General features: G+C 74.7%; 14 protein-coding genes and 1 pseudogene. 6 read left to right on the forward strand and 9 right to left on the reverse strand.

What is annotated here, in order from left to right:
• Nucleotides 1–125: 125 nt before the first annotated feature.
• From K7I03_RS34440 to K7I03_RS30335, 4 genes and pseudogenes are all read left to right on the forward strand, one after another.
• Nucleotides 126–314, forward strand: a pseudogene (locus K7I03_RS34440) (hypothetical protein); the annotation flags it as partial.
• A 395-nt stretch (nucleotides 315–709) separates the two neighbouring features.
• Nucleotides 710–1,177 carry a phosphopantetheine-binding protein gene (locus tag K7I03_RS30325; RefSeq protein ID WP_224347288.1) on the forward strand — a complete coding sequence of 156 codons (468 nt, stop codon included), beginning with the start codon at nucleotides 710–712 and terminating at the stop codon, nucleotides 1,175–1,177.
• Nucleotides 1,174–1,998 (forward strand): AMP-binding protein, encoded by an 825-nt coding sequence (locus K7I03_RS30330; protein WP_224347289.1) that lies wholly within the window; start codon nucleotides 1,174–1,176, stop codon nucleotides 1,996–1,998. The genes K7I03_RS30325 and K7I03_RS30330 overlap by 4 nt, the downstream gene beginning before the upstream one ends.
• Nucleotides 1,999–2,222: 224 nt before the next feature.
• Nucleotides 2,223–3,797 carry an MFS transporter gene (locus K7I03_RS30335; protein ID WP_185940912.1) on the forward strand — a complete coding sequence of 525 codons (1,575 nt, stop codon included), beginning with the start codon at nucleotides 2,223–2,225 and terminating at the stop codon, nucleotides 3,795–3,797.
• Nucleotides 3,798–4,388: 591 nt separating this feature from the next.
• On the opposite strand, the gene K7I03_RS30340 is transcribed toward K7I03_RS30335, so the two are convergent.
• Nucleotides 4,389–5,324, reverse strand: coding sequence for a cation diffusion facilitator family transporter (locus K7I03_RS30340; RefSeq protein ID WP_185940913.1), 936 nt, complete (start codon nucleotides 5,322–5,324; stop codon nucleotides 4,389–4,391).
• 9 nt (nucleotides 5,325–5,333) lie between these two features.
• On the opposite strand from K7I03_RS30340, the gene K7I03_RS34445 reads away from it, so the two are divergent.
• Together K7I03_RS34445 and K7I03_RS30345 are read left to right on the forward strand one after the other, a co-directional pair.
• Complete coding sequence (locus K7I03_RS34445) at nucleotides 5,334–5,528, forward strand: hypothetical protein (RefSeq protein ID WP_185940914.1); 195 nt, start codon at nucleotides 5,334–5,336, stop codon at nucleotides 5,526–5,528.
• A 265-nt stretch (nucleotides 5,529–5,793) separates the two neighbouring features.
• Nucleotides 5,794–7,497, forward strand: a complete 1,704-nt coding sequence (locus K7I03_RS30345; RefSeq protein ID WP_185940915.1) for an AfsR/SARP family transcriptional regulator — start codon at nucleotides 5,794–5,796, stop codon at nucleotides 7,495–7,497.
• Here K7I03_RS30345 and K7I03_RS30350 read toward each other — a convergent pair.
• From K7I03_RS30350 to K7I03_RS30385, 8 genes are read right to left on the reverse strand one after another with little or no spacing between them, the layout of a single operon-like run.
• The gene (locus K7I03_RS30350; RefSeq protein ID WP_185940916.1) at nucleotides 7,431–7,643 is read right to left on the reverse strand and encodes an MbtH family protein; all 213 of its coding nucleotides are present in this window, start codon (nucleotides 7,641–7,643) and stop codon (nucleotides 7,431–7,433) included. The two genes, K7I03_RS30345 and K7I03_RS30350, sit on opposite strands and share 67 nt — an antisense overlap.
• Nucleotides 7,644–7,687: 44 nt before the next feature.
• Nucleotides 7,688–8,641, reverse strand: coding sequence for a fatty acid desaturase family protein (locus K7I03_RS30355; protein ID WP_185940917.1), 954 nt, complete (start codon nucleotides 8,639–8,641; stop codon nucleotides 7,688–7,690).
• Nucleotides 8,638–9,918 carry a preATP grasp domain-containing protein gene (locus tag K7I03_RS30360; protein WP_185940918.1) on the reverse strand — a complete coding sequence of 427 codons (1,281 nt, stop codon included), beginning with the start codon at nucleotides 9,916–9,918 and terminating at the stop codon, nucleotides 8,638–8,640. Before K7I03_RS30360 ends, K7I03_RS30355 begins: the two co-directional genes overlap by 4 nt.
• A 34-nt stretch (nucleotides 9,919–9,952) precedes the next feature.
• Nucleotides 9,953–11,752, reverse strand: a complete 1,800-nt coding sequence (locus tag K7I03_RS30365; protein WP_185940919.1) for a gamma-glutamyltransferase family protein — start codon at nucleotides 11,750–11,752, stop codon at nucleotides 9,953–9,955.
• A 51-nt stretch (nucleotides 11,753–11,803) separates the two neighbouring features.
• On the reverse strand, nucleotides 11,804–12,709 hold the full coding sequence (locus tag K7I03_RS30370; protein WP_274390182.1) for an LLM class flavin-dependent oxidoreductase: 906 nt from the start codon (nucleotides 12,707–12,709) through the stop codon (nucleotides 11,804–11,806).
• Nucleotides 12,710–12,713: 4 nt separating this feature from the next.
• The gene (locus K7I03_RS30375; RefSeq protein WP_185940920.1) at nucleotides 12,714–13,688 is read right to left on the reverse strand and encodes a hypothetical protein; all 975 of its coding nucleotides are present in this window, start codon (nucleotides 13,686–13,688) and stop codon (nucleotides 12,714–12,716) included.
• Nucleotides 13,685–14,158 (reverse strand): VOC family protein, encoded by a 474-nt coding sequence (locus K7I03_RS30380; protein WP_185940921.1) that lies wholly within the window; start codon nucleotides 14,156–14,158, stop codon nucleotides 13,685–13,687. The genes K7I03_RS30375 and K7I03_RS30380 overlap by 4 nt, the downstream gene beginning before the upstream one ends.
• Nucleotides 14,155–23,067 carry a non-ribosomal peptide synthetase gene (locus tag K7I03_RS30385; RefSeq protein ID WP_185940922.1) on the reverse strand — a complete coding sequence of 2,971 codons (8,913 nt, stop codon included), beginning with the start codon at nucleotides 23,065–23,067 and terminating at the stop codon, nucleotides 14,155–14,157. Before K7I03_RS30385 ends, K7I03_RS30380 begins: the two co-directional genes overlap by 4 nt.
• Nucleotides 23,068–23,173 lie beyond the last annotated feature (106 nt).

Consider the following 23,173-nt stretch of genomic DNA (forward strand, 5'->3'; position numbering starts at 1 on the left):
CGGCGGGCGGCGCGGTCCAAGGCGGGGGTGGCCGGAGTGGCGGGGGTGTCGGCCGGTGTGGTGGCCGGGGCCTCGGGGTGCTGGAGCCGCTGCGGCTGGCCTTCCTGGGCGGCGACTGGCTGTCCGTGCCCGCCGTCCGCCGGCTCACCGAGGAGGCGGACGTCGAGGTGGTCAGCGTCGGCCCCACCGAGACCACGTTGTGGAACATCTGGCACCGCGTCCGCCGGCTGGAGCCGGGCCGGCGCACCGTCCCGCACGGCACGCCGATCGCCAACACCCGCTACCGGATCCTCGACGAGCGGCTGCGCGACCGGCCGGTCTGGGCGACGGGCGAGATGTACGTCGCCGGTGTCGGCCTCGCGCGCGGCTACTGGGACGACCCCGAGCGCACCGCCGCCTCCTTCGTCACCCACCCGGAGACCGGCGAACACCTGTACCACACCGGTGACTTGGGCCGCTTCCTGCCGGACGGCACGATCGAGTTCGTCGGCCGCGCCGACTTCCAGATCCAGGTGGGCGGCCACCGGATCGAGCCCGGCGAGGTGGAGGCGGCGCTCCTGGCGCACCCGGACGTGACCGCCGCCGTGGTCACCGGGCGCCGGGCGGCGGCCGGACCCGGCCACCGGGGTCTGACCGGGTACGTCGTGCCGGCCGCCGGCGCGGACCGGGCCGCCTGCGGGAGCACCTGCGCGCCACGCTGCCCGGCCACATGGTGCCGTCCGCGTTCGCCGTCCTCGACGCGCTGCCGCTCAACGCCAACGGCAAGGTGGACCGGGCGGCCCTGCCCGAACCCGCCGCCGAACCCACCGGCTCCCCGGACGCGCCGCGCTCGGCGGTGGCCGAGGTCTGCGCCGGCGTCTGGGCCGAGGTGCTGGACCGCCCGGCGGTCGGCGAGCACGAGAACTTCTTCGCCCTGGGCGGGGATTCGGTGCTTGCCACCCGGATCGTCACCCAGCTCCGGCAGGTGTTCACGCCCGACGGGATCTCGCTGCGGACGCTGTTCCTGTCGCCGACGGTCGCCGGGCTCGCCGAGGCGATCACGGCGGGGGAAGACGTCCCCGGCCGCTCGGAGGCGGTCGCCGGGATCCACCTGCGCGTCTCCCGGATGACCCCGGAGGAGGTCGCCCGCGAGCTGTCCGCCCGCCGGGCCGTGGTGAAGGACGGTGCGGGCGCGTGAAGGTGAGTGACCGTCAGGTACTGCTCCTGCCGCACGAGCGCGTCGCCCGCCAGGCGGCGCTGACCCCGGACGCCAAGGCGGTGACGGCCGGCCGGGAGCGGCTGACCTACCGGGAGCTGGAGGAGTCCGCCGAGGCGCTGGCCGCCCACCTGCGGCGGCTCGGCGCCGGGCCCGAGACGCCCGTCGGCGTCTGCCTGGGCCGCACCCCCTGGCTCGTGGTCGCGGTGCTCGGCGTGCTCAAGGCCGGGGCGGCCTACGTGCCGCTCGACCCGGCGTTCCCCGCCGACCGCATGGAGTTCATGCCGCGGGACAGCGGCGCGCGGCTGGTCGTCACCGAGGACGCGTACCGCGGCCGGCTGGAGGGCGCCCCCGGCACGGTGGTGTCGCTGGACCGCGACTGGTCCCGCATCGCCGCCGCCGACCCGGCACCCGTCCCCGGCCCCGACGCCGGAAACCTCGCCTACGCCCTCTACACCTCCGGCTCCACGGGCCGGCCGAAGGGCGTGGCCGTCGAACACCGCAGCGCGGCGGCCTTCGTGGAGTGGGCGCTGGGCGAGTTCACGCCCCAGGAGCTGCGGTACACCCTGGCGTCCACCTCGCTCTGCTTCGACCTGTCGGTCTTCGAGCTGTTCACGCCGCTGGCGTGCGGCGGCACGGTCGTCCTGGCGGAGACGGTCTTCCACCTGCCGGTGGCCGCCGCCCGGCGGCCCGTCACCCTCGTCAACACCGTCCCCAGCCTCCTCCTCGACCTGCTGGCCTCCCTGCCGCTCACCGTCACCGGGAAAATCGACGTCAACGCCCTCCCCGAGCCGCCCGGCTGATGTGCCGTCGGGGCGGGGAATTCCCCGGGAACGGAGGGCGGCCAAAATTCTCGGCCGCCCTCCGAATAACCGGAAATCGAGTGCTAAACTCGCGGCCACCATGCGCGGTAAGGTGACCCTTACTCGATGAGGCGGCGGTATGCCGGAAATGAATTCGGAAACGATTGTCAATGCACCGCTCATGGCCCCGTCGGCCGCCGCAGCAACCCAACGGAGAGGCTTTAGTGAGCGCCACGGATACCGCGGTGGGCCGGCAGGCCCGCATCGTGCTCATCATCACCGTCGTCGCCTCGGCGCTATTGGTCATCGATATCACTATCGTTTCCGTGGCGCTGCCCTCGATCCAGTCGGACCTCGGCGGTTCACTCGCCGCGCTGCAGTGGATCATCATCGGCTACACGGTCACGTTCGGCGCCTTCCAGCAGGCGGCCGGCTCGCTGTCCGACCGGCTGGGCCGCCGGGCGATGTTCATGAGCGGCATCGCCCTGTTCACCCTCTCGTCCCTCGCCTGCGGCGTCGCCCCCAACGCGCTGACGCTGGACCTGGCCCGCGGCGTGCAGGGCGTCGGCGCGGCCTTCGTCCTCGCCAACGCGATGCCGCTGATCGCCCAGGTCTACGAGGGCCAGGCCCGCAACATGGCCATCGCCGTCTGGGGCACCACCCTCGGCGCCTGCGGCGCGGTCGCGCCTGTCATCGGCGGCCTGCTCGTCGACCTCACCCAGTGGCGCTACCTGTTCCTGATCAACGTGCCCATCGGCGCGATAGCCCTCTTCCTCTGCCGCACCCGGCTGCCCGCCGACCCGCCGCGCACCTCCCTGGCCGGCATCGACTGGACCGGCGCCGCCCTGCTCGTCCTCACCCTCGGCGTCGTCAACTTCGCCCTCACCCAGGGTGAGGAGCAGGGCTGGGCGAGCGCCGCGACCCTCGTCCAGCTCGCGGTGGGCGTGGTGCTGCTCGCCGGATTCCTGGTCCTGGAACGGCGGGTGAAGGCGCCCACGCTCGACCTGTCGCTGTTCAAGGTGCCCACCTTCGTCGCGGCCACCCTGATCGCCTTCTTCTCCCGCTTCGCCACGGTCGGCGGCTCGGTGTACTACATCCTGTACTTCCAGAGCGCCCGGGGACTCAGCCCGCTGCAGAACGGCCTGCTGATGATGGCCATCTTCGCCCCGCAGCTCGGCATGGGCCTGGTGGCCGGCAAGCTCCAGGCCAAGTACTCGCCGTCGCACATCATCGCCGCGGGCTTCGGCATCCTCGCGATCGGCGGCCTCGCCATGGCCTGGTCCTTCGACCGCTCCACGACCATCTGGGCCGCCCTGCCCGGCCTGCTCCTCTGGGGCGTCGGCGGCGGACTGGCCGGCAGCCCGTCGATGTCCCTCGCCGTCAACGTGGTGCCCAAGCAGCGGGCGGGCATGGCGTCCGGGGCCATCAACAGCCTCTTCATGTTCGGCGCCGGCGCCGGCGCCGCGATCTTCGGCATCCTCTTCCGCGACCGCATCTCCGACAAGGCCGGCGGCGAGGCCGTGCTGGCCGGCGCCGACCACGACGAGATCGTCTCCGCCGCCGCGCAGGGCGACATCTCCCGTGCCCTGGAGCACGTCCCCGACGCCGTGACCGGCCAGGTCCGCCGCACGCTGGAGACGGCCGTGTCCGACGGCGCGTCCAACGTGATGACCTGGGCCGCGATCATCTGCGTGGGCACCGCGGCCGTCGCGCTCACCCTCGTCCGCAAGAAGGACCTGCTCACCGGCGCCCCCGAACCGGAGAAGACCCCGGGCAAGGCCGAACCCGAACCGGCCTGAGCCCCCAGCCCGTTCCCCCCACCAGGAGTCCCGTGCATGCCTTCGTCCGGCCGCACCTCCCCGCTGCGCCTCCTGGTCCTGGGCGGTACCGGCTTCGTCTCCGGCACCATCGCCCGCGAGGCCGTCGCCCGCGGCCACGACGTGACCTGCGTGGCCCGCGGCACCGGCGGCGAACCGCCCGCCGGGGCCCGCCTGCTGCGCGCCGACCGGGCCGCGCCCGGCGCCCTCGACGCCCTGCGCGGCACCCCGTTCGGCGCCGCCGTCGAGACCGCCACCCTCGCCCTGCCCTGGGTGCGGGAGGCGACATCTCGTTCGCCTTCTACATGGTCCACATGCTCGTCCTCACCTACGGATACCGGCTGGTGGACGAGGACCGCACGGGCGGTGCGACGGCTTCCGGGCGCTCTGCGCCGTCGCCCTCCTCGCCGTCTCGGTGGCGGTGTCCTGGGCGATGTACGCGGGGGTGGAGCGGCCGCTGACCTGGCTGCTGGGGTCCGGGCGACGGCTCAAGCCGTAAAACTCCCGGGAAATGAGGAACCGCCCCCGGCGGGGGCGGGGGCGGTTCCTGTTCATGGGGTGGGCCGGCCGTGCTCAGCCGGCCTCCGCCGCGCGCCGGTGGACCGTGCCGTGCGGGTCCTCGCAGTGCCGCCCGCCCTCGCCGGAGCCGACGCCCACCAGTTCGCCGGGCGCCTCGCAGACCTCCAGCGTCGCGTGGGTGATGCCGTAGCCCGCGCGGAGGTCGCCCTGGACGGCGGTCCGCACCGCGTGGCAGTCGCCGCCCGGCTCGACCAGGACGTGTGCCGAGAGCGCCACCTCACCCGAGGTGATCTCCCAGATGTGCAGGTCGTGGACCTCCACCACACCGTCCTGACGCGCCATCCGGGCGCCCACCTCGTCCGGCTCCATACCGGGGGGCGCGGCCTCCAGGAAGATCCGGCCCGAGGCGCGGACCAGGGAGATCCCGGACCGCAGCATCAGGGCCACGACGACCAGGGTGGCGATGGAGTCGGCGCGGGTGAACCCGGTCAGCATGACCACCGCGCCGGCCACCGCCGTGGCGATGAAGCCGTACAGGTCGGTGATGATGTGCTGGAAGGCGCCCTCCACGTTGAGCGAGGAGCGGTTGGCCTTCGACATGCACCACGCGGCGACGATGTTCACCACCACGCCCGACACGGCCGTGCCCAGCACCAGCCCGCCGCCGACCTCCGGCGGGTCGATCAGCCGCTCCACGCTCTCGTACGCCAGCCAGGCGGACAGCAGCAGCAGCGTCAGCCCGTTGCCCTGGGCCGAGAGGATCTCCGCCCGCTTCAGACCGTAGGTGTAGCCGCCCTTGGCGGGGCGGGCCGCCAGCCGCATCGCGACCAGGGCCAGCACGATCGAACCGGCGTCCGACAGCATGTGCGCGGCATCGGAAATCAGGGCCAGGGAATGGGCGAGGAAAGCGACGACGACTTCCACCGCCATATAGGCGAGGATCAGCCCGAGCGCGATGCTCAGCCAGCGGCGGTCCGCGTCGGCGGCCACCCCGTGGCTGTGCCCGCCGTGACCGTGGCCGTGTCCGTGGTGATGCCCATGGCCGTGACCGTGTCCATGGTCGTGTCCATGGGCGTGGTCGTGGCCGTCATGGGAATCGTGGCGGTGTCCCTCCCCGTCCGCCTGTGTGTCCCCGGCGTGTCGGTGCGCCTGCTGCATGAAACCCCCTCGTTCCGGGCTGGGCAGGGAAAGTGAAGCGCATTGTTTCCGTGATTTCAAAGGCTGCAATGGAGACGGTTATCAAAAGCGCGCCCCGGTGCGGTAATTTCCCGATTTCTTTCGCCGTCATTCCTGTGCGGGCGGCCCTGTCGATGGCCGGAAAACGCCGGAAGGGGGCGGAGAACACCAGGAAGCGCCGCCGGGACGGCGGTATCCGGACAGATCACGGCCCCGGGGCCCATGGGGGCGGCGCAAGCGAGTCGTCAAACGAACTGCAAGCGGAGCCGTCGACTCTGTGCGCGTGACGCCCGAGAACACCTTCCCAGGACGTTGGCCGGCACCGGACGCCCCCGCCGCCACCGCGGCCACGGCCCCCCGGTTCTCCCTGCTGGGCCCGGTCCGCGCATGGTCGGGGACGGCCGAGATCGACCTCGGCTCCCCACAGCAGCGCGCCCTGCTCGCGATCCTCCTGTTACGCCGGGACCAGCCCGTCCCGTGCGAACACGCCGTCCGCGCGCTGTGGGGCGACACCGCCCCCCGGTCGGCCGACACCACCGTACGCACCTACGTGTACCGGCTCCGCCGGCTCCTCGGCGACCTCGCCGGCGACGCCCCGGAGATCCGGAAGCAGGGCGGCGGTTACCTGCTCACCGCCGGCGGCGCGACGCTCGACACCGAACTCTTCCGGGACCTCCTGGCGCGGGGGCGCGAGGCCCGGGACCGGACGGACCCCGGCACCGCCCTCGGACACCTCCGGGACGCCCTCGCGCTCTGGCGCGGCACCCCCTTCGGGGAGGCGGACACCCCCTACTTCGCCGCCGAACGGGAGCGCTGGGAGCAGCTGCGGTCCGCCGCCACCGAGGAGCTGGCCGCCGTCCAGATCGGGCTCGGCCGGTACGCCGAGGCCGTGGCGATGCTCGAAACCGCGCTGGCCGGACGGCCGTTGTGGGAAAAACTGTGGGAGCTCCGGGTCCGGGCGCTCGCCGGCCTCGGCCGCCGGGCCGACGCCCTCGCGGCCTACCGGGACGCCCGCCGCCTCCTGCACACCGAACTCGGCCTGGAACCCGGACCCGCCCTGCGCGAGTTGCACCGCGGCATCCTCGCCCTGGAGCCGACGGCCCCGGAGATCCGCCCGGCGGTACGCTCCGAGGAACTGCCCCGGCTTCCCGCGGACTTCGTGGGCCGGGCCGCCGAACTGACCGCCCTGACCGAGCGGCTGACCGCCCCCGGTGACGCCTCCGGGGCGCCGGTTGTCATGTCTCTGACCGGTCCCGCCGGGATCGGCAAGACCGCCCTGGCCCTCCGCGCGGCACACGGTCTGCGGTCCCACTTCCCCGACGGCCGCCTCTACGCGCGCCTCGGCGCGCCCGATGGCACACCACGGCCACCGGAGGACGTGCTGGGGGAGCTGCTGACGGGCCTCGGCGTCCCGGCCGCCGCCGTCCCCGGGCCGGCGTCCGAACGCGCCGCGCTCTGGCGGCGGATGACCGACGGCCGACGGCTGCTGCTCGTCCTGGACGACGCCGTGGCCGGCGCCCGCCCGGACCCGCTGCTCCCGGTGTCACCCGGCAGCGCGGCCCTGCTGGTGGGCCGCCGCCCGCCCGGCGAACTCCAGCCGCCGGGCCAGGGGTTCGCACTGGACGGACTCACCCTGGCCGACGCGCTCCAGCTGCTGGGCGCGGTCGTGGGTCACGAGCGGCTGCGGCAGGAGGCCGAGCCGTCCGCGCGGCTGGTGTCCACCTGCGCGTACCGGCCGGCGGCGCTGCGGGCCGCGGCGGCCCGGCTGCTGGCCGACCCGCGCCGCAGCGTCCGCGACGTCGAGCGGGAACTGCGCACCGGCGCCGGCCACGGCCCCGTCGAGCTCCGCCTCGGCCGGCCGCCGGCCCGCGGCGGGCACCCGTCCCACGGCGTGTGCCCGCGCGCCGTAGCCGCCGGAGCTCACGCGGCGGACGCCCGTCGGGACAGCGACGCCGGCCGCATGTCCGTCCAGTGGCGCTCGACGTAGTCGACGCACTCGCCGTGGGGGGCCGGGCCGTGCGCCACGGCCCACCCGGCGGGCACCTCGGCGAAGTCCGGCCAGAGGGAGTGCTGGTTCTCGTCGTTGACGAGGACGCGGTACGTCCCGGTCTCGTCCTCGAACGGGTTGCTCATCGGTGACCTCCCGGTCGTCATGGGGTCGTTCGAAAGAAGAGCACTCATCTTCCGGCCGCCCGCCCGTAGTCCTGTCTGCCCTTGCGTAGCGCCCCCACCAGGCCCGCGTGGAAGCGGACGTAGGACTTCTCCTGGATCGGGTGCGGGACAGGCATGGACCGGTGCAGCCGGTGCAGGTTGAGTGAGGAGACCGCCGGGTAATGGTGGTGCTCCGCGTGGTAGTTGGCGTTCCACATGAAGTAGCGGACGAAGCGGTTGGACCGGACCGTCCGGGTGTTGCGCGACACCTCCGGCACGCCCCACAGCCCGTAGTGCTCGGGCAGGCTGAGGAAGACGCTCGCGGGCAGCGAGAGCACCAGCGGCACCCAGTAGGCGATCAGCAGCGCGAACGGGAAGAGGGCCGTGAGGACGGCCATCGCCATGATCCAGGCGAAGATCGCCCAGTTGTCCCGCTTCGCGTCGCGTCGGCGGTCGTCCGTCCGGACGCTCGCCGGGAAGTCGCCGCGCCAGGTCTTCACGATCCGGCGCGGGAAGCCCGGCCAGAACGGCAGCCCGGACAGGTTGTAGAGGTAGGCGCGCAGCGTCGCGTAGTGCTCGGCGGGCTCGCTGTCCCCCTCCACCCCGGTGTAGCGGTGGTGGACGAGGTGCTGGTGGCGGTAGATGGTGTAGTTGAGGAGGATCGGTGTCGACCAGGCCGCGCCCGCGATCCGGTTGGCCTTCCTGGATCCCAGGTGAGTGCCGTGGACGCAGTCGTGGGCGGCGTTGATGAAGCCGGCGAGGACGAAGCCGAGGAACGCGGAGCCCAGCAGGCCCCACCAGCCGACGCCCGGCCGGAGCGCCACGGTCGCCGTCGCGGCGTAGACGACGGCCAGGACGGCCGTGCGCGCGGCGACCCGCCGCCGGTCCGCCCGGGCCAGGTTCATCAGCAGGGCCTTGTCGAGCCCCTGGCGGTACGGGCGGTCACCGGTCTCCTGCCGTACACCCTGGGTGTCGCTCACGGCCGTACCTCCCCGACGGCGTCGCGGACCGCCGCCTCGACGGCACGGGCCCGCTCCCGCGTGGGGGCGAGGACCACGCACTCCAACGGCCGTTCCCCGGACGGGTCGTAGCCCAGGACGACCGTTCCCTCCCCGATCTCCGGCGAGAAGGCGAGCCCGTGCCGGCGGAGTGTGTCCAGCGCGGCCGGCAGCGGCAGCGCGGGCACGTCCCGCAGCCCGGACAGCACATGCGTGTCCAGATAGGCCGGCCCCAGCAGCCGTTCGCCGGCGGCGTGCAGCGCGAGGCTGCCGCCCCACCGGGCGTTGGCCTCGTTGAAGAGGACCTCGCCGGTGTCGGTGACGATGCCGTCGACGTTGATGTGCCCGCGGTAGCCGATCGCCGCCGCGAGCGCGACCATCCGGGCCGACGCGGTCAGGGCCCGGGCGCCGGCGCCCGGCGGCAGCTCGGCGGGCAACTCCAGTCCCACCCAGACGAGTTCGCTGGCGGCCGGGTCGATGTCGGCGCGCCGCCGGATCGTCCCACTGTTGAGAAACGTGACGTCCCCGGCCGGGCCGATCAGGTACTCGGCGTAGAAGCTGTGCGTGGACCGGTGGTACGACTCGACGGCCAGCACCGGGTTCTGTGCGTCCGTCAGCTCCGCCCACAGGACGTCCGCGGCGGCCTCGGGCGCGCGTGCGGCGAGGGTCGCGCGGGTGCCGGGGAGCGGCCGGGTCTCCTTGAGGGTGAGGGCCACGTTCCCCTGGCCGCCCAGGTCGTCGTCCCGCTTCACCACCACCGTGCCGGTGCGCGGCAGGTACCGCTCGACTGCGGCGGCCAGGGCGGCGGGCCCGGTGACGACGGTGCCGTCCGGCACCGGGACGTCCGCGCCCACGGCCAGCTGCCGGAAGTGCGACTTGCGGTTGAGCAGCACCGGTCCGCGCTGGGCCGCGAACCGCAGCCCGGTGTCGCCCGGCAGGCCGCAGAGGTCCGCGAAGGCGGCAACGCCCTCGGTGTGGTGGGCCGGCAGCAGCTCCCAGGCGTCGTGCTCCGCGAGCAGCGCGCGGACCTCGTGGATCAGCGCGGGCGCGGTCAGGGCCTCGTCCGTCAGGTTCTCCCCGGCGGACACGAAGCGCAGCGCGGCCCGGTCGACGCCGAGTTCGCCGCAGACGTACCGGAGGAAGTCCTCGTCCGGCACGAGGGGGCTCACCACGACGTCGCCCTCGCGGAGCAGCCACAGCTGGCGGTGGACGGCGCGCGGGGCCGCGGTCCCGACGTTGAGCAGCACGATCCTCGGCACGGCCGGTCCTCCTGAGTGTCGGGTGGTCATCCGGTCACCGCACCACGCCGTACGCCTGGCCGCCGCGCGGGCTGGCGGCGGCGAGCACGCCGCCGTCGCCGTCGGGGCCGGTGGCACAGACCTTGCCCAGGCTCAGCGCGGGCGCCTTCCTGATCTCGTGCCCCCGGCGCTCCAGTTCGGTGAGGGTGGCCTCCGGGAATCCGCCCTCCTCGACGACCACGCCGAGCGGGCGGGCCTGGCGGGGGTGGAACGAGGTGGGCACGTGCTCGGTGTGGAAGGTGGCCGCCTCGACGGCCTCCTGCGGGGACATGCCGAAGTCCACGTGGTTGACGAAGAAGTTGAGCGTCCACTGGTCCTGCTGGTCGCCGCCGGGCGTGCCGAAGGCGAGGTGCGGCCGGCCGTCGTCGGTGCGGACGATGGTGGGGCTGAGGGTGGTGCGCGGCCGCTTGCCGGGGGCGAGCTGGTTGGTGTGGCCCTCGGCGAGCCAGGCCATCTGCCCGCGGGTGCCGAGCGGGAAGCCGAGCCCCGGTACGACGGGCGAGCTCTTGAGCCAGCCGCCGCTGGGCGTGGCGACCACCATGTTGCCGTCCTTGTCGGTGGCGCTGACGCAGGTGGTATCGCCCTTGCCGGCGGTCTTGCGGACGACGGTGGGGATGCCGTTGTGGAGCTCGGCCCGCCACTCGGGCTCGACCGGGCCGTCCGTGGCGTCGAGGACGGGCGGGATCCACGGCTCGCGGCCGCCGGGGGCGCCGGGCCGGAGGACGGCCGACGCCTCGGGGCCGATGAGCGCCCGGCGGGCGTCGGCGTAGGCGGGGTCGAGGAGCGCGGCGAGGGGGACGTCCGCGTGCTCCGGGTCGCCGTACCACGCCTCGCGGTCCGCGAACGCCAGCTTGGCGGACTCGACGACGGTGTGGAGGTGGTCGGCGCTGCCGAAGCCCATCGCGCCCAGGTCGTAGCCGGCCAGCAGCGACAACTGCTGGAGGAAGACCGGGCCCTGGGACCAGGGGCCGGGCTTGTGGACCAGCATGCCCCGGTAGTCCAGGGTGGCGGCCCGCTCGACGCCCGGCCGCCAGCGGGCCAGGTCGGCGCCGGTGAGCAGGCCCTTGTGCGGGACGCCGGTGGAGTCGACGACCTCGGTGGTGGTGACGAACGCGTCGATCGCCTCGGCGACGAACCCCTCGTAGAACGCCGTGGTCGCGCCGTCGGCCTGGGCCTCGCGGCCGGACCCGGCGGCCTCGGCCTCGGCGACGAGCCGGCGGTAGGTGCGGGCCAGGTCGGGGTTGCGCATCCGGGAGCCGGCCTTGGGGACGTCGCCGTTCCGCAGGTAGGTGGCCCCGGACGCGGTCCAGTGGTCGCGGAACAGCGGCGCCAGCGCCTCGATCATCAGGGCGGCGCGGGGCAGCAGCGGGTAGCCGTGCTCGGCGTAGCCGATGGCCGGTTCGAGGACGTCGGCGACGCGCAGCCGGCCGTGGTCGCGCAGGACCCGCATCCACGCGCCGAAGGCGCCGGGGACGCAGGCCGCGACGAGGCCGGAGCCGGGGATCGCGTCCAGGCCGAGGGCGCGGACGGCGTCGACGGTGGCGGCCTCGGGCATCGGCCCCTGCCCGCAGACGACCGTCACCTCGCCGGTCGCGCCGTCGTGCACCATGATCGGTACGTCGCCGGCCGGACCGTTGAGGTGGGGCTCGACGACCTGGATCACGAACGCGGCGGCCACCGCGGCGTCGAAGGCGTTGCCGCCGCGGTCGAACATCGCGTGCCCCGCGGCGGACGCGAGCCAGTGGGTGGAGGAGACGGCGCCCTGCGTGCCGTGGAGCTCGGGACGGAACAGCACAGGAGGAGAACCCTTTCGGGACGGGCCGGACGGCCGGGGGAGGGGAGGGGGTTACGCGGCGCGGCCGGGCAGCAGGACCTCGTTCGCGACGTCCTCCAGCACGGAGAAGTCGCCCTGGTACGGGAAGTCGGGGCGCGGCCAGTGCACGACGAGGTCGGTGATCCCGATGCCGCCGAGGAGGCCGCAGGCGTCGCGGTAGGTCTCGACGGACTCCATGACGCCGTCGATCATCGCGCCGGTGACCACCAGCCGGCGGACGGAGGCCGGGTCGCGGCCGATCGCCTCGCACTCCTTGTCGAGCAGCGCCGACTGCTCGCGGAGCACGGGCAGCGCCTGGTCGTAGCGGACCGGTTCGCCGTGGCCGGGCCAGGCGATGGTGACCCAGATGTCGGCGTGGCAGGCGGCCAGCCGGATGCCCCGCGGCCCGGTGGCGGCGACGGCGAGGGGCGCGCGCGGGCGCTGGACGCAGCCGGGGTGCAGCCGGGCACCGGTGGTGGTGAACCAGTCGCCGCGGTACGTGGTCTCGGGCTCGCGCAGCAGCTGGTCGGTGAGGTCGACGAACTCGGCGAAGCGGTCCGCCCGTTCGCGCGGGTCGAGCCGCCGCAGCCCGAGGGCCTCGTCGTCGAACCCGCCCGCCCCGGCGCCGACCCCGCAGATCGCCCGGCCGCCGGAGATGTCGTCCAGCGTCATGATCTCCTTGGCGAAGGCGACGGGGTGGCGGATGCCGGGGCTGGCCACCATGGTGCCGATGCCGATGCGGGAGGTCGCCGTGGCGGCGGCCGTCAGGGTGGGCATGGTCGCGAACCACGGCTTCTCGCGGAACCAGCGCCACATCAGGTGGTCGTAGGTCCAGGCGTGGTCGAAGCCCAGCCGCTCCGCCGTCACCCAGCGGTCCCGGGCCTGCTGCCAGCGCTGTTCGGGCAGGATGATGATTCCGTGGCGCATCGTCTCAGCCATGTTCTCAGCCGTTCCTTCGGGGGCTCGTCGGTCCGGTACCCGTCGGCTCGGCGCCGACGGCGGTGGCCAGCGCGGCCGTGCGGAGCACGATGTCGGTGAGCTCGTTCTCGCAGGCCAGGACGTCCGGCGTGCACAGCTCGTCCGGGGCGGGCCCGGGGTAGTGGGCGACGGACGGGTAGAGGCCGTTCGTCGTCAGGTCCATCGCGACCGCCTTGCAGCGGCGCAGGAGCTGGGCCAGCACCTCCTGGCCGGCGACCGGGGCGCGCAGGGTGAGGAAGTAGCAGTCGAAGACGCTCGTCCACATCCGGGGCTGCCGCTCGGGCGGGTTGTCGACCAGGTGCTGGAGCAGCGACCGGCCGTCGGCGACCAGCTTGGCGGCGGTCCCGAGGTGGATCCGGTGGCCGAGCGCCACCTCTCGTACCAGCGCGTCGGCCTCGGTGGCCGGCACCGGCGGCACCTTCCGGCCGCGGAACAGGCTGCGCACGGCCGGGAAGTCGGCCGCCCAGGTGCCGCTGAACGTGCTGTGCAGCCGGTACATGCTCGGCCGGATGACCGCGTTGTAGATCTCCGGGGTGCTGGATCCGGTGTACAGCATCATGGCGCTGTACGCCCGGACGTGGTGGTGGATCTCCCGGGCCGTCGCCAGGTCCTCCTCCTCGCCCGCGCCGAGCCGGTCGAGGGCGGCGGCGACGAGCCGCCAGAGGACGAACGAGATGTGGTGCCCGGTGATCCACCGGAACCAAAAGAGGCGTTCCAGGCCCTCCTCGGTCACCGGCTCGGTGAACAGTTCGCCCTCGTCGGCGGCGGCCAGCAACTCCCGGCACGCCTCCCGGAGTTCCGGGCCCGCGTCCGGGGCGAGCGGCCACGGGTCGCCGGGGTGCGGCAGGGTCAGCGGTTCGAGGGCGTAGGGGTAGTCGCCGAAGTCCCAGCCGCGCGCGCCGGGCAGGGAGAGGGCGACCGCGGTCGCGTTGCGGCTCATCGGGTGGGCTCCGGTACGTAGGTGAACTCGAGCTCGAGGCCGTTGACATCCAGGCAGTAGAAGCTCTGGACCCCCTCGGCGTCGGTGACGATCCCGGACGGCGGGTCGGGCAGCAGGAAGTCGTACCGCCCGGACGCGTACAGCTCCTGCCACAGCTCCCGGCGGCGGGCGAGCTCCTCCGGCGTGTCCACGGCGAGGCAGACGTGCTGGAACTGGACGCGGTCCTCGGGCCCGCGCTCCCGTACGCGGGTGGTGCGCTCGATCAGGTGGAGCCGGACGCCCCCGGCGACGATCTCGGTGATCCGGGACACCCCGGGCAGCCGGCTGAGCGTCAGCTCCGAGAAGGTCTCGGCGGTCCAGGTCGGCCGGCAGCCGAGGAAGTCCCGGTACCAGGCGAGGGAGTTGTCCAGGTCGAAGGTCTGGACCCCGACGTGGTGCAGGTGTGCCGTGGGCACGGTGGGTGTCGTCACCGGATTCCTCCGCGGTGGTCGTTCTCGTCGGACGCGCCGGACGCGGCGGTGGCGCCGGGCGCGGTGATCAGGGCGGCCGGGGTGGCCGAAGCGGCGGGGGCGAACGGCGCGTCCGGCCCGGCCGGGGAGGCCGAGGTGGCCGGTGCGGGAGGTGCGGGCGGGGCGTCCGGTGCGGTCAGGGCGGCCAGCCGCCGGTCGAGCTCCGGCCCGATCGCGGCGAGCGGCGCCGGCCGGGTCATGCCGCCGTGGTCGCAGTCCACGGCGTGGACGTCGAGCCGGCCGGCCAGGTACGGGCGCCACAGCTCCCGGGTGTACGGCGAGCCGTCCGGCTTGTCCGCCGCCGCCCGGAACAGCACCGCGTCTCCGTCGAACCGGCCCAGGACCGGATCGGCGTACACCCGGCTCATCTCCCGGTAGACCCGGACCAGCGACGCCACGTCCACGTCCGCCGGGCCCGCGAGGCTGCCGTCCGGGGCGACGTCCCGCCCCAGCGAGGCGGCCAGCGCCCGGAGCGCGGCGGCCTCGTCGGCGTCCTGCTCCTCGCCCGCGTCCTCCGGGGTCCGGGGGTAGGCGTCCAGCAGGGCCAGCAGCGGGACTTCCGCGCCCTCCTCCCGCAGCCGGACCGCCAGCATGTGCGCGATCAGCCCGCCGACGGACCAGCCCAGCAGGGCGTACGGCCCGTCCGGGCACACCTCGCGGATCCGGGCCAGGTAGTCCTTCACCACGTCGTCCGGCGTGCCCGCCGCGTGCTCCGGCGTGCCCAGACCGGGCGCCTGGAGGGCGTACACCGGCCGGCCGGGGGCCAGGAAGCGGAGCAGGCCGGTGTAGACCCAGCCGGTGCCGGCCGCCGGGTGGACGCAGAACAGCGGGGTGCCGGTGCCGCCGCGCAGCCGCAGCAGCGGCGCCAGCGGATCCGCCGTGCCCGCCTCGCCCGCGGCCGTCCGCCGGGCGAGCGCGGCCGGCGTCGGCGCGTCCAGCAGGTCGCGGATGGTGACGTGGACGCCGCACGCCGCCCGGAGCCGGCCGGCGAGCCGGACGACGAGCAGCGAGTGCCCGCCCAGGTCGAAGAACGAGTCGTCGGGACCCACCCGTTCCACGTCCAGCACCTCGGCGAACAGCGCGCACAGCAGCTCCTCGCGCGCGGTGCGCGGCACGCCGCCCCGGGCCGCCCCGGCGAAGTCGGGCGCCGGGAGCGCGGCCCGGTCGAGCTTGCCGTTGGGCGTCAGCGGCAGCGCGCCGAGGACGACCACGGCGGCCGGGACCAGCGGGGCGGGCAGGAACCGTGCGACGTCCCGCCGCACCTCCTCCGGGTCGACGGCGGCACCCGGCTCGGGCACCACATAGCCGACCAGCCGCCGGTCGCCGTCCTCGGACCCGGACCCGTGCACCGCCGCCGCGGCCCGGGCCACGCCCGGCCGCTCGCGGAGCACGCCCTCGATCTCGCCGAGCTCGATCCGGTGCCCGCGCACCTTCACCTGGCCGTCGGCGCGCCCGGCGAACTCCAGCACGCCGTCGGTCCGCCGGCGCGCCAGGTCGCCGGTGCGGTACAGGCGGGAGCCGGGCGGGCCGTACGGGTCGGCCACGAAGCGGGCGGCGGTCAGCGCGGGCCGGTTGAGGTAGCCGCGCGCCAACTGGGCGCCACCGATGTACAGTTCGCCGACCGTGCCCGTCGGCGCGGGCCGCAGCCGGCCGTCCAGGACGTACGCCCTGACCCCGGGGAACGGCCGGCCGATCGGCACCGGCCCGGACGGCGTCGGCGCACCCGGCGGCAGCCGGTGGTCGCAGCAGTTGACGGTCGACTCGGTCGGCCCGTACGCGTTCACCACCCAGGCGTCCGGGTGCCGCTCCCGCCACCCCCGGAGCGCCCTGCCGTGCAGCGCCTCGCCGCCGATCACCAGGCAGGCACTCGGGGACGCCTGCTCGGGCAGCGACGCCAGCAGCTCCAGGTGGCTGGGGGTGGCCTTGACGAAGCCGGGCCGCGGCGCGTCGTCGTCGCCCAGCTCGCCCAGGTGGACACGGCCGCCGCTGACGAGCTGGCCGTACAGCGCCGTCACCGTCAGGTCGAAGGCCACCGACGAGTGCACGGTGCTCGTCCCCGGGATGCCGGGATAGGCCGTGCGGAGGTAGCGCAAGTAGGCGGCCAGGGCGCGGTGTTCGACGACGACGCCCTTCGGGCGGCCGGTCGAGCCGGAGGTGTGGATGACGTACGCCGGGTGGGCCGGGTCCAGGACGGCGGTCCGCTCGGCGTCGGTGACGTCGTCATCGGCGTACGCGCCGGTGTCCACCGGCCCGTCGAGGACGACGCGCGGCGCCGCGTCGGCGAGCAGGTAGGCGATCCGCTCGGCCGGGTACGCCGGGTCCACCGGCACGTACGCCGCCCCGGCCTTCCACACCGCGAGCAGGGCCACGACCAGGTCGGCGGAGCGGGGGAGCACCACCGCCACCCGGTCCTCCGGGCCCGCGCCCCGGGCGATCAGGTACCGGGCCAGGCGGTTGGCGCGGCGGTTGAGCTCGGCGTAGGTGAGGGACGCGTCGCGGTGGACGACGGCCGGCGCGGCGGGACGTTCGCCGGCCCGCTTCTCGATCATCCGGTGGGCGAACAGCTCGCTCTCACCGACCGGTTCGGGGGCCGGGCCGCCGTTCCCGTCGGTCAGCAGCCGCCGCCGCTCCTCCGGTCCGACCACGTCGATCTCCGACAGCCGGGTGCCGGGGGCGGCGAGGACGGCGGCCAGGACGCGGTGCAGGCGCTCGGCGACGGCGACGACCGTCGCGTGGTCGAACAGGTCGGTGCTGTAGTCGATGTTCCCCCGCACTCCGAGCGGCTCGCCGTCCGGCCCGAACTCCTCGCGCAGGTTCACCGAGAGGTCGAACTTGGCGACCTCCAGCGGCTCGTCCAGCGGCTCGGCGGCCAGGCCGGGCAGCCGGACCGCGGTGTCGGCCAGGTTGCTGTTGAACGGCATCATCACCTGGAACAGCGGGTGCCGCCCCGCCGAACGCGCCGGGTTGAGCTCCCTGACCAGCTGCTCGAAGGGGACGTCCTGGTGGGCGAAGGCGGCGAGACCGGTGTCGCGGACGCGGGTGAGGAGGTCGTCGAAGGCGGGGTCGCCGCTCAGGTCGGTGCGGAGGACGACGGTGTTGACGAAGAAGCCGACCAGGTCGTCGAGGGCTTCGTCGGAGCGCCCGGCGACCGGCGTGCCGACGGGGATGTCCGTACCGCCGGTCAGCTTCCCCAGCAGGACGGCCAGGGCCGCCTGGAACACCATGAACGTCGTCACCCCGCGCCGCCGCGCCAGCTCCGCCAGGCCCGCGTGCGCGCCGGCGTCGACGAACAGGTCCACGGTCCCGCCCCGGTAGGAGGCGGCGGCCGGGCGCGGCCGGTCGAAGGGAAGTCCCATCTCGTCGGGGATGCCCAGCAACGCACCCTTCCAAAAGGCGAGTTGCGCGGCGGCCCGACTGTCGGGGTCGGCGGGGTCGCCGAGCAGGTCGCGCTGCCAGAGGGTGTAGTCCGCGTACTGGACGGGCAGCGGCGCCCACTCCGGCGCCCCGCCCCGGCCGCGCGCGGTGTACGCCGCGCCCAGGTCGCGGACGAGCGGCTCCAGCGACCAGCCGTCGGAGGCGATGTGGTGCACCACGACCATCAGCACGTGTTCGTCCGGGCCGAGCGCGTACAGCCGCGCCCGCACCGGGATCTCCCGCGTCAGGTCGAACGTCCGCCGTGCGTCCTCCCGCAGTCGCGCGTCCAGCGTGGCGGCGTCGAGGCGTACGGTCTCCAGTGCCGGAACCGCCTCCTCCGGCGCCAGGATCCGCTGGACAGGCTGTCCGTCGACCTCCGGGAAGACCGTCCGCAGGCTCTCGTGCCGCGCCACCACGTCCCGCAGCGCCGCCCGCAGCGCGTCGGCGTCCAGTGGGCCCGAAAGCCGCGAGACCAGCGGGTTGTTGTACGTCGGGCTTGGGCCCTCCAGGCGGTCGAGGAACCACAGCCGCCGCTGCGCGGACGACAGCGGGATCCGCTCCGGGCGCGGCCCCGCCGCCAGGGCGTGCCCGGCGGCGCCCGCCGTGCCGACGAGCTCGGCGAGCCCGGCCGGCGTCGGCCGCTCGAAGAGGGCGCGGACCGGCAGGTCGGCGCGGAGCCTGCCGCGCACCCGGCTCATCACCTTGGTCGCGGTCAGCGAGTGCCCGCCCAGCGCGAAGAAGTCGTCGTCGATCCCGGCCCCCGGCGCGTCCAGTACCTCGGACCAGATCTCGCACAGCACCTTCTCCACCCAGGTGCGGGGCCGCCGCGACGCCTCGGCGGCGGGCGCGGGCAGGTGCCGGCGCTCCAGCTTGCCGTTGGGGCTCAGCGGCATCCGGTCCAGGGTGACGAACGCCGACGGCACCATGTAATCCGGCAGGGACGCGGCGACGTACCGGCGCAGCTCCTCCGGCCCGGCCACCGGGCCGTTCGGGACGACGTACGCGACGAGCCGCTTCACCGACGGCCGGTCCGCCACCGCCAGGACCGCCACCTGGGCGACGTCCGGGTGGCGCCGCAGCAGCGCCTCGATCTCGCCCAGCTCGATGCGGAAGCCGCGGATCTTCACCTGGTGGTCGGCCCGGCCGGTGAACAGGAGCTCCCCGTCGGCCCGCCAGCGTACGAGGTCGCCGGTGCGGTACAGGCGGGAGCCGGGCGGACCGAACGGGTCGGCCACGAAGCGTCCGGCGGTCTGCGCGGGCCGGCTGAGGTAGCCGCGCGCCAACTGGGCGCCGCCGATATACAGTTCGCCGATCACGCCCGGGGCTACCGGCTGGAGCCACCGGTCGAGGACGTACACCGTGGTGTTGCCGATGGGCCGGCCGATCGGCGGGTCCGCCGGCCAGTCCGCCGGGTCGGCGGGCATCCGGTAGCCGGTGGCCATGTGCGTCTCGGTGGGCCCGTAGCAGTTGTCCAGGCGCCGCCCGTCCGCCCCGGCGAAGAGGTCCTTCACGGCCGACGAGAGGACGAGCGCCTCGCCGCCCTGGCCCACGTGGCGCAGCGCCGGGAGGCGGGTGCCGGCGGCGCGGGCCGCCTCGCAGACGGAGTTCAGCACCAGGTTCGGGACGACGGTCAGGTCGCTCACCTCGTGCTCGGCGAGCCAGGCGACCAGCTTCTCGGCGTCCTTGCGGATCGCGTCGTCCGGGATCAGCACGCAGCCGCCGGAGGTGGTGGCGATGAGGAGTTCCATCGGCGAGACGTCGAAGCTGGTCGCCGAGAACAGGGCGATGCGGGCGGGCGGTTCGACGGTCGCCCACCAGGTGACCAGGTTGACGAGCGCGCCGCCGGGCATCGACACGGCCTTCGGCACGCCGGTCGAGCCGGAGGTGTAGATGACGTAGCAGGGGTGCGCGGGCAGCAGCGGGGCGGTCCGCTCGGCGTCGGTGAGGTCGCCGGACGGCAGGTGGGACACGTCGGGGAGCTCGGAGAGGACCGTCGTCGGGCGGGCGTCCTCCAGCATGAACGCGTTCCGCTCGGCCGGGTACTCGCCGTCGATCGGCAGGTAGGCGCCGCCGGCCTTGAGGACCGCCCAGACGGCGACCACGAGGTCCGCCGAGCGCGGCAGCCGCAGCGCGACCAGCGCCTCCGGGCCCACGCCGAGGCCGACGAGGTGCCGCGCGAGCCGGTTGGCCCGGGCGTTGAGCTCCGCGTAGGTCAGGGTGCCGGTGGCGGCCTGGACGGCCGGCGCGTCGGGCGTGCGGGCCGTCTGGACCTCCAGCAGCGCGGGCAGGGTGGTGTCCGGCACGTCGAGCGCGGTGGCGTTCCACTCGACGAGGATCCGCGTGCGCTCCCCGGGGGAGAGGACGTCGACCGCGCCGCACGAACGGCCGGGCTCCGCCGTCACCGCCGCCAGGACGCGGACGAGCCGGGCGGCCATGGCTTCGACCGTGGAGGCGTCGAAGAGGTCGGCGTTGTACTCGATCTGCCCGGTGACCCCTTGATTGCCTTCCCGCTCATGGAAGTTGACGTTCAGGTCGAACCGGGCCACACCGAGCACCGGCCGCCGCCCGGTCACCGCGAGCCCGGGCAGGGACAGCGCGGTGTCCGGCTCGTTCATCGTCAGCGACACCTGGAACAGCGGGTTGCGGGCGAGCGAGCGGACCGGGTTGACCGCCTCCACGACCTGCTCGAAGGGGATGTCCTGGTGGGCGAAGGCGGCGAGGTCGGTGTCGCGGACGCGGGTGAGGAGCTCGTCGAAGGACGGGTCGCCGCTCAGGTCGGTGCGGAGGACGAGGGTGTTGACGAAGAAGCCGACGAGATCGTCGAGCGCCTCGTCGGAGCGTCCGGCGACGGGCGTGCCGACGGGGATGTCCGTGCCGCCGCTGAGCTTCGCCAGCAGCAGGGCCAGGGCCGCCTGGAACACCATGAACGTCGTCACCCCGCGCCGCCGCGCCAGCCCGGCGAGCCGCCGGTGGACCTCGGCGTCCAGGTGGAAGTCGACCGTCCCGCCCCGGTAGGAGGCGACAGCCGGGCGCGGCCGGTCGAAGGGGAGGCCCAGCTCGTCGGGTATTCCCGCCAACGCCTGGGTCCAGAACGCCTGTTGGCGGGAGGCCGGGCTGTCGGGATCGGCGGGGTCGCCCAGCAGCTCGCGCTGCCAGAGCGTGTAGTCGGCGTACTGGACGGGCAGCGGGGGCCGGTGCGGCGCCTCGCCCCGGACGCGGGCGGCGTACGCCTCGCCCAGGTCCCGGACGAGCGGGTCCAGCGACCAGCCGTCCGTGGCGATGTGGTGTACCAGCAGTAGCAACACGTGCTCGTCGGGGCCGAGTTCGTACAGCCACGCCCGCACCGGAAGGTCGCGGGAGAGGTCGAACGTCCGCAGGGAGTCCTCCTCCAGTCGCGCGTCCAGGGCGGCGGTGTCCACCCGCACGGTCTCCAGCGCCGGGACCGCCTCGTCCAGGGGCAGGATCCGCTGGACCGGCTGCCCGTCCAGCTCGGGGAAGACCGTCCGCAGGCTCTCGTGCCGCGCCACCACGTCCCGCAGCGCCGCCCGCAGGGCACCGGCGTCCAGGGGACCCGAAAGCCGCGAGACCAGCGGCACGTTGTACGTCGGGCTCGGGCCCTCCAGGCGGTCGAGGAACCACAGCCGCCGCTGCGCGGACGACAGCGGGACGGGATCCGGGCGGGGGCCGGCCGTCAGCGGGGCGGCGGGCCGCTCGGGGGCGTCCGAGAGCCGTGCGGCGAGCCCGGCCGGGGTCGGGGCGTCGAAGACGTCGCGGACGGACGGACGCGCGCCGAGGGCGGTGCCGACCCGGCCGACCAGCCGCATCGCCAGCAGCGAGTCGCCGCCCAGCTCGAAGAACGAGGCGTCGGCGCCCACCCGCTCCAGCCCCAGCACCGCCGCGAAGTGCGCGCACAGCACCCGCTCGGCGTCGGTGCACGCCTCCCGGCCACCGGTGGCCGCCGCCACCGGCCCGGGGTCGGGGAGCGCCGCCCGGTCGAGCTTGCCGTTGGGGGTCAGCGGCAGCGCGTCCAACAGGGTGACCGAGGCCGGGACCAGGTGCTCCGGCAGCCGGTCGGCCGCGAACCGGCGTACATCGGAGGCCGTGACCTCCCCGGCCGGCACGACGTACGCCACCAGCCGCCGGTCGCCCTCCCCGACCCGGTGCGCGCGGACGGCGGCCACCGCCACCGCCGGATGCGCGCGGAGGACGGCCTCCACCTCGCCCGGCTCGATCCGGAAGCCCCGGACCTTCACCTGGTCGTCGGCCCGGCCCGCGTAGCGCACGAGGCCGTCGGTGCCCCGCCGGACGAGGTCGCCGGTCCTGTACATCCGTCCGGGCGCGAACGGGTCGGCGACGAACCGGGCCGCCGTCGCGCCGGAACGGCCCAGGTAGCCGCGCGCCAACCCGGCGCCGGACACGTAGAGTTCGCCCGTCTCGCCGTCCGGGACCGGCCGCAGCCGGGCGTCCAGCACATAGGCGTCGCCGTGCGCGACCGGCCGGCCGATCACCACGTCCTCCGCCGCGTCGGACGCCGCCCACAGCGCGTCCACGACGCACTCGGTGGGGCCGTACAGGTTGTGCGCGGTGACGCCGGGGGTGGTGCGCAGCTCGCGCCACAGCGGTTCGGGCAACGCCTCGCCGCCGAGGACGACGAGACGGGGCCGGGCGGCCGGGTCGCGGACCAGGCCGTGCGGCAGCAGCTGTTCCAGGTGGGACGGGGTGAGGTCGACGACGTCCACGCCGTGCCGGGTCACGTACGCGGTGAGCGCGGCCGGGTCGCGGCGGGTGTCGTCGTCCAGCAGGTGCAGCTCGTGGCCGGCCACCATGGCCAGGACCGGGTCCCAGGACGCGTCGAAGGCGAGCGGCGAGACCAGGGCGACACGCAGCCGGTCGCCGGCCGCCACCTCCGCGTACTGCGGGGTGACGTGGTGGTGCAACAGGGCGGCCAGGGCGCGGTGTTCCACGACGACGCCCTTGGGTGTACCGGTCGAGCCCGAGGTGTGGACGACGTACGCGGCGTGGGCGGGGTCCAGGGGCGCGCGGCGGTCGGCGTCGGTGACGGGGGTGTCCGGGAGGCCGTCGAGGTCCACCGGGCCGTCGAGCACCACCGCGCAGTCCGCCGCCCGGATCACGGACGCGATCCGGCCGGCCGGCTGGGCGGGGTCCACCGGGACGTACGTGCCACCGGCCTTGAGCACCGCGAACAGTGCCACCAGTGCGTCCGCCGAGCGGGGCAGCACCACGGCCACCCGGGCCTCCGGGCCCACGCCCCGGGCGATGAGGTGCCGGGCCAGCCGGTTGGCCCGGGCATTGAGCTCCGCCCGGGTGAGTGCGTCGGTGCCGCAGACCACGGCCCGCTCGCCCGGGTACCGGCGGGCCCGCTCCTCGAACGCCTCGTGTACGAGGGGTACTTCGCGCACCCCGCCGCCCGTCGTCCCGTCACTCTTCGCCGTCATCGGCCCTCGCTTCACGCCTGTTCACGCCAGTTCACGCTTGTTCGCCTTGGTGGCCCTGGTGGCCCGCCGGCCGTCGTCATCCCGTCACGCCGTGGTCGCCCCGGCC

Origin of the sequence: Streptomyces mobaraensis (assembly GCF_020099395.1) — a bacterium.
Lineage (GTDB): Bacteria > Actinomycetota > Actinomycetes > Streptomycetales > Streptomycetaceae > Streptomyces.

What these genes read in the sequence shown, in the direction of transcription:
- K7I03_RS30325 (WP_224347288.1), top strand. Translation starts at nt 710, where the DNA reads ATGGTGCCGTCCGCGTTCGCCGTCCTCGACGCGCTGCCGCTCAACGCC.
- K7I03_RS30350 (WP_185940916.1), bottom strand. Translation starts at nt 7,643, where the DNA reads ATGAGCAACCCGTTCGAGGACGAGACCGGGACGTACCGCGTCCTCGTC.
- K7I03_RS30370 (WP_274390182.1), bottom strand. Translation starts at nt 12,709, where the DNA reads ATGGCTGAGACGATGCGCCACGGAATCATCATCCTGCCCGAACAGCGC.
- K7I03_RS30375 (WP_185940920.1), bottom strand. Translation starts at nt 13,688, where the DNA reads ATGAGCCGCAACGCGACCGCGGTCGCCCTCTCCCTGCCCGGCGCGCGC.
- K7I03_RS30385 (WP_185940922.1), bottom strand. Translation starts at nt 23,067, where the DNA reads ATGACGGCGAAGAGTGACGGGACGACGGGCGGCGGGGTGCGCGAAGTA.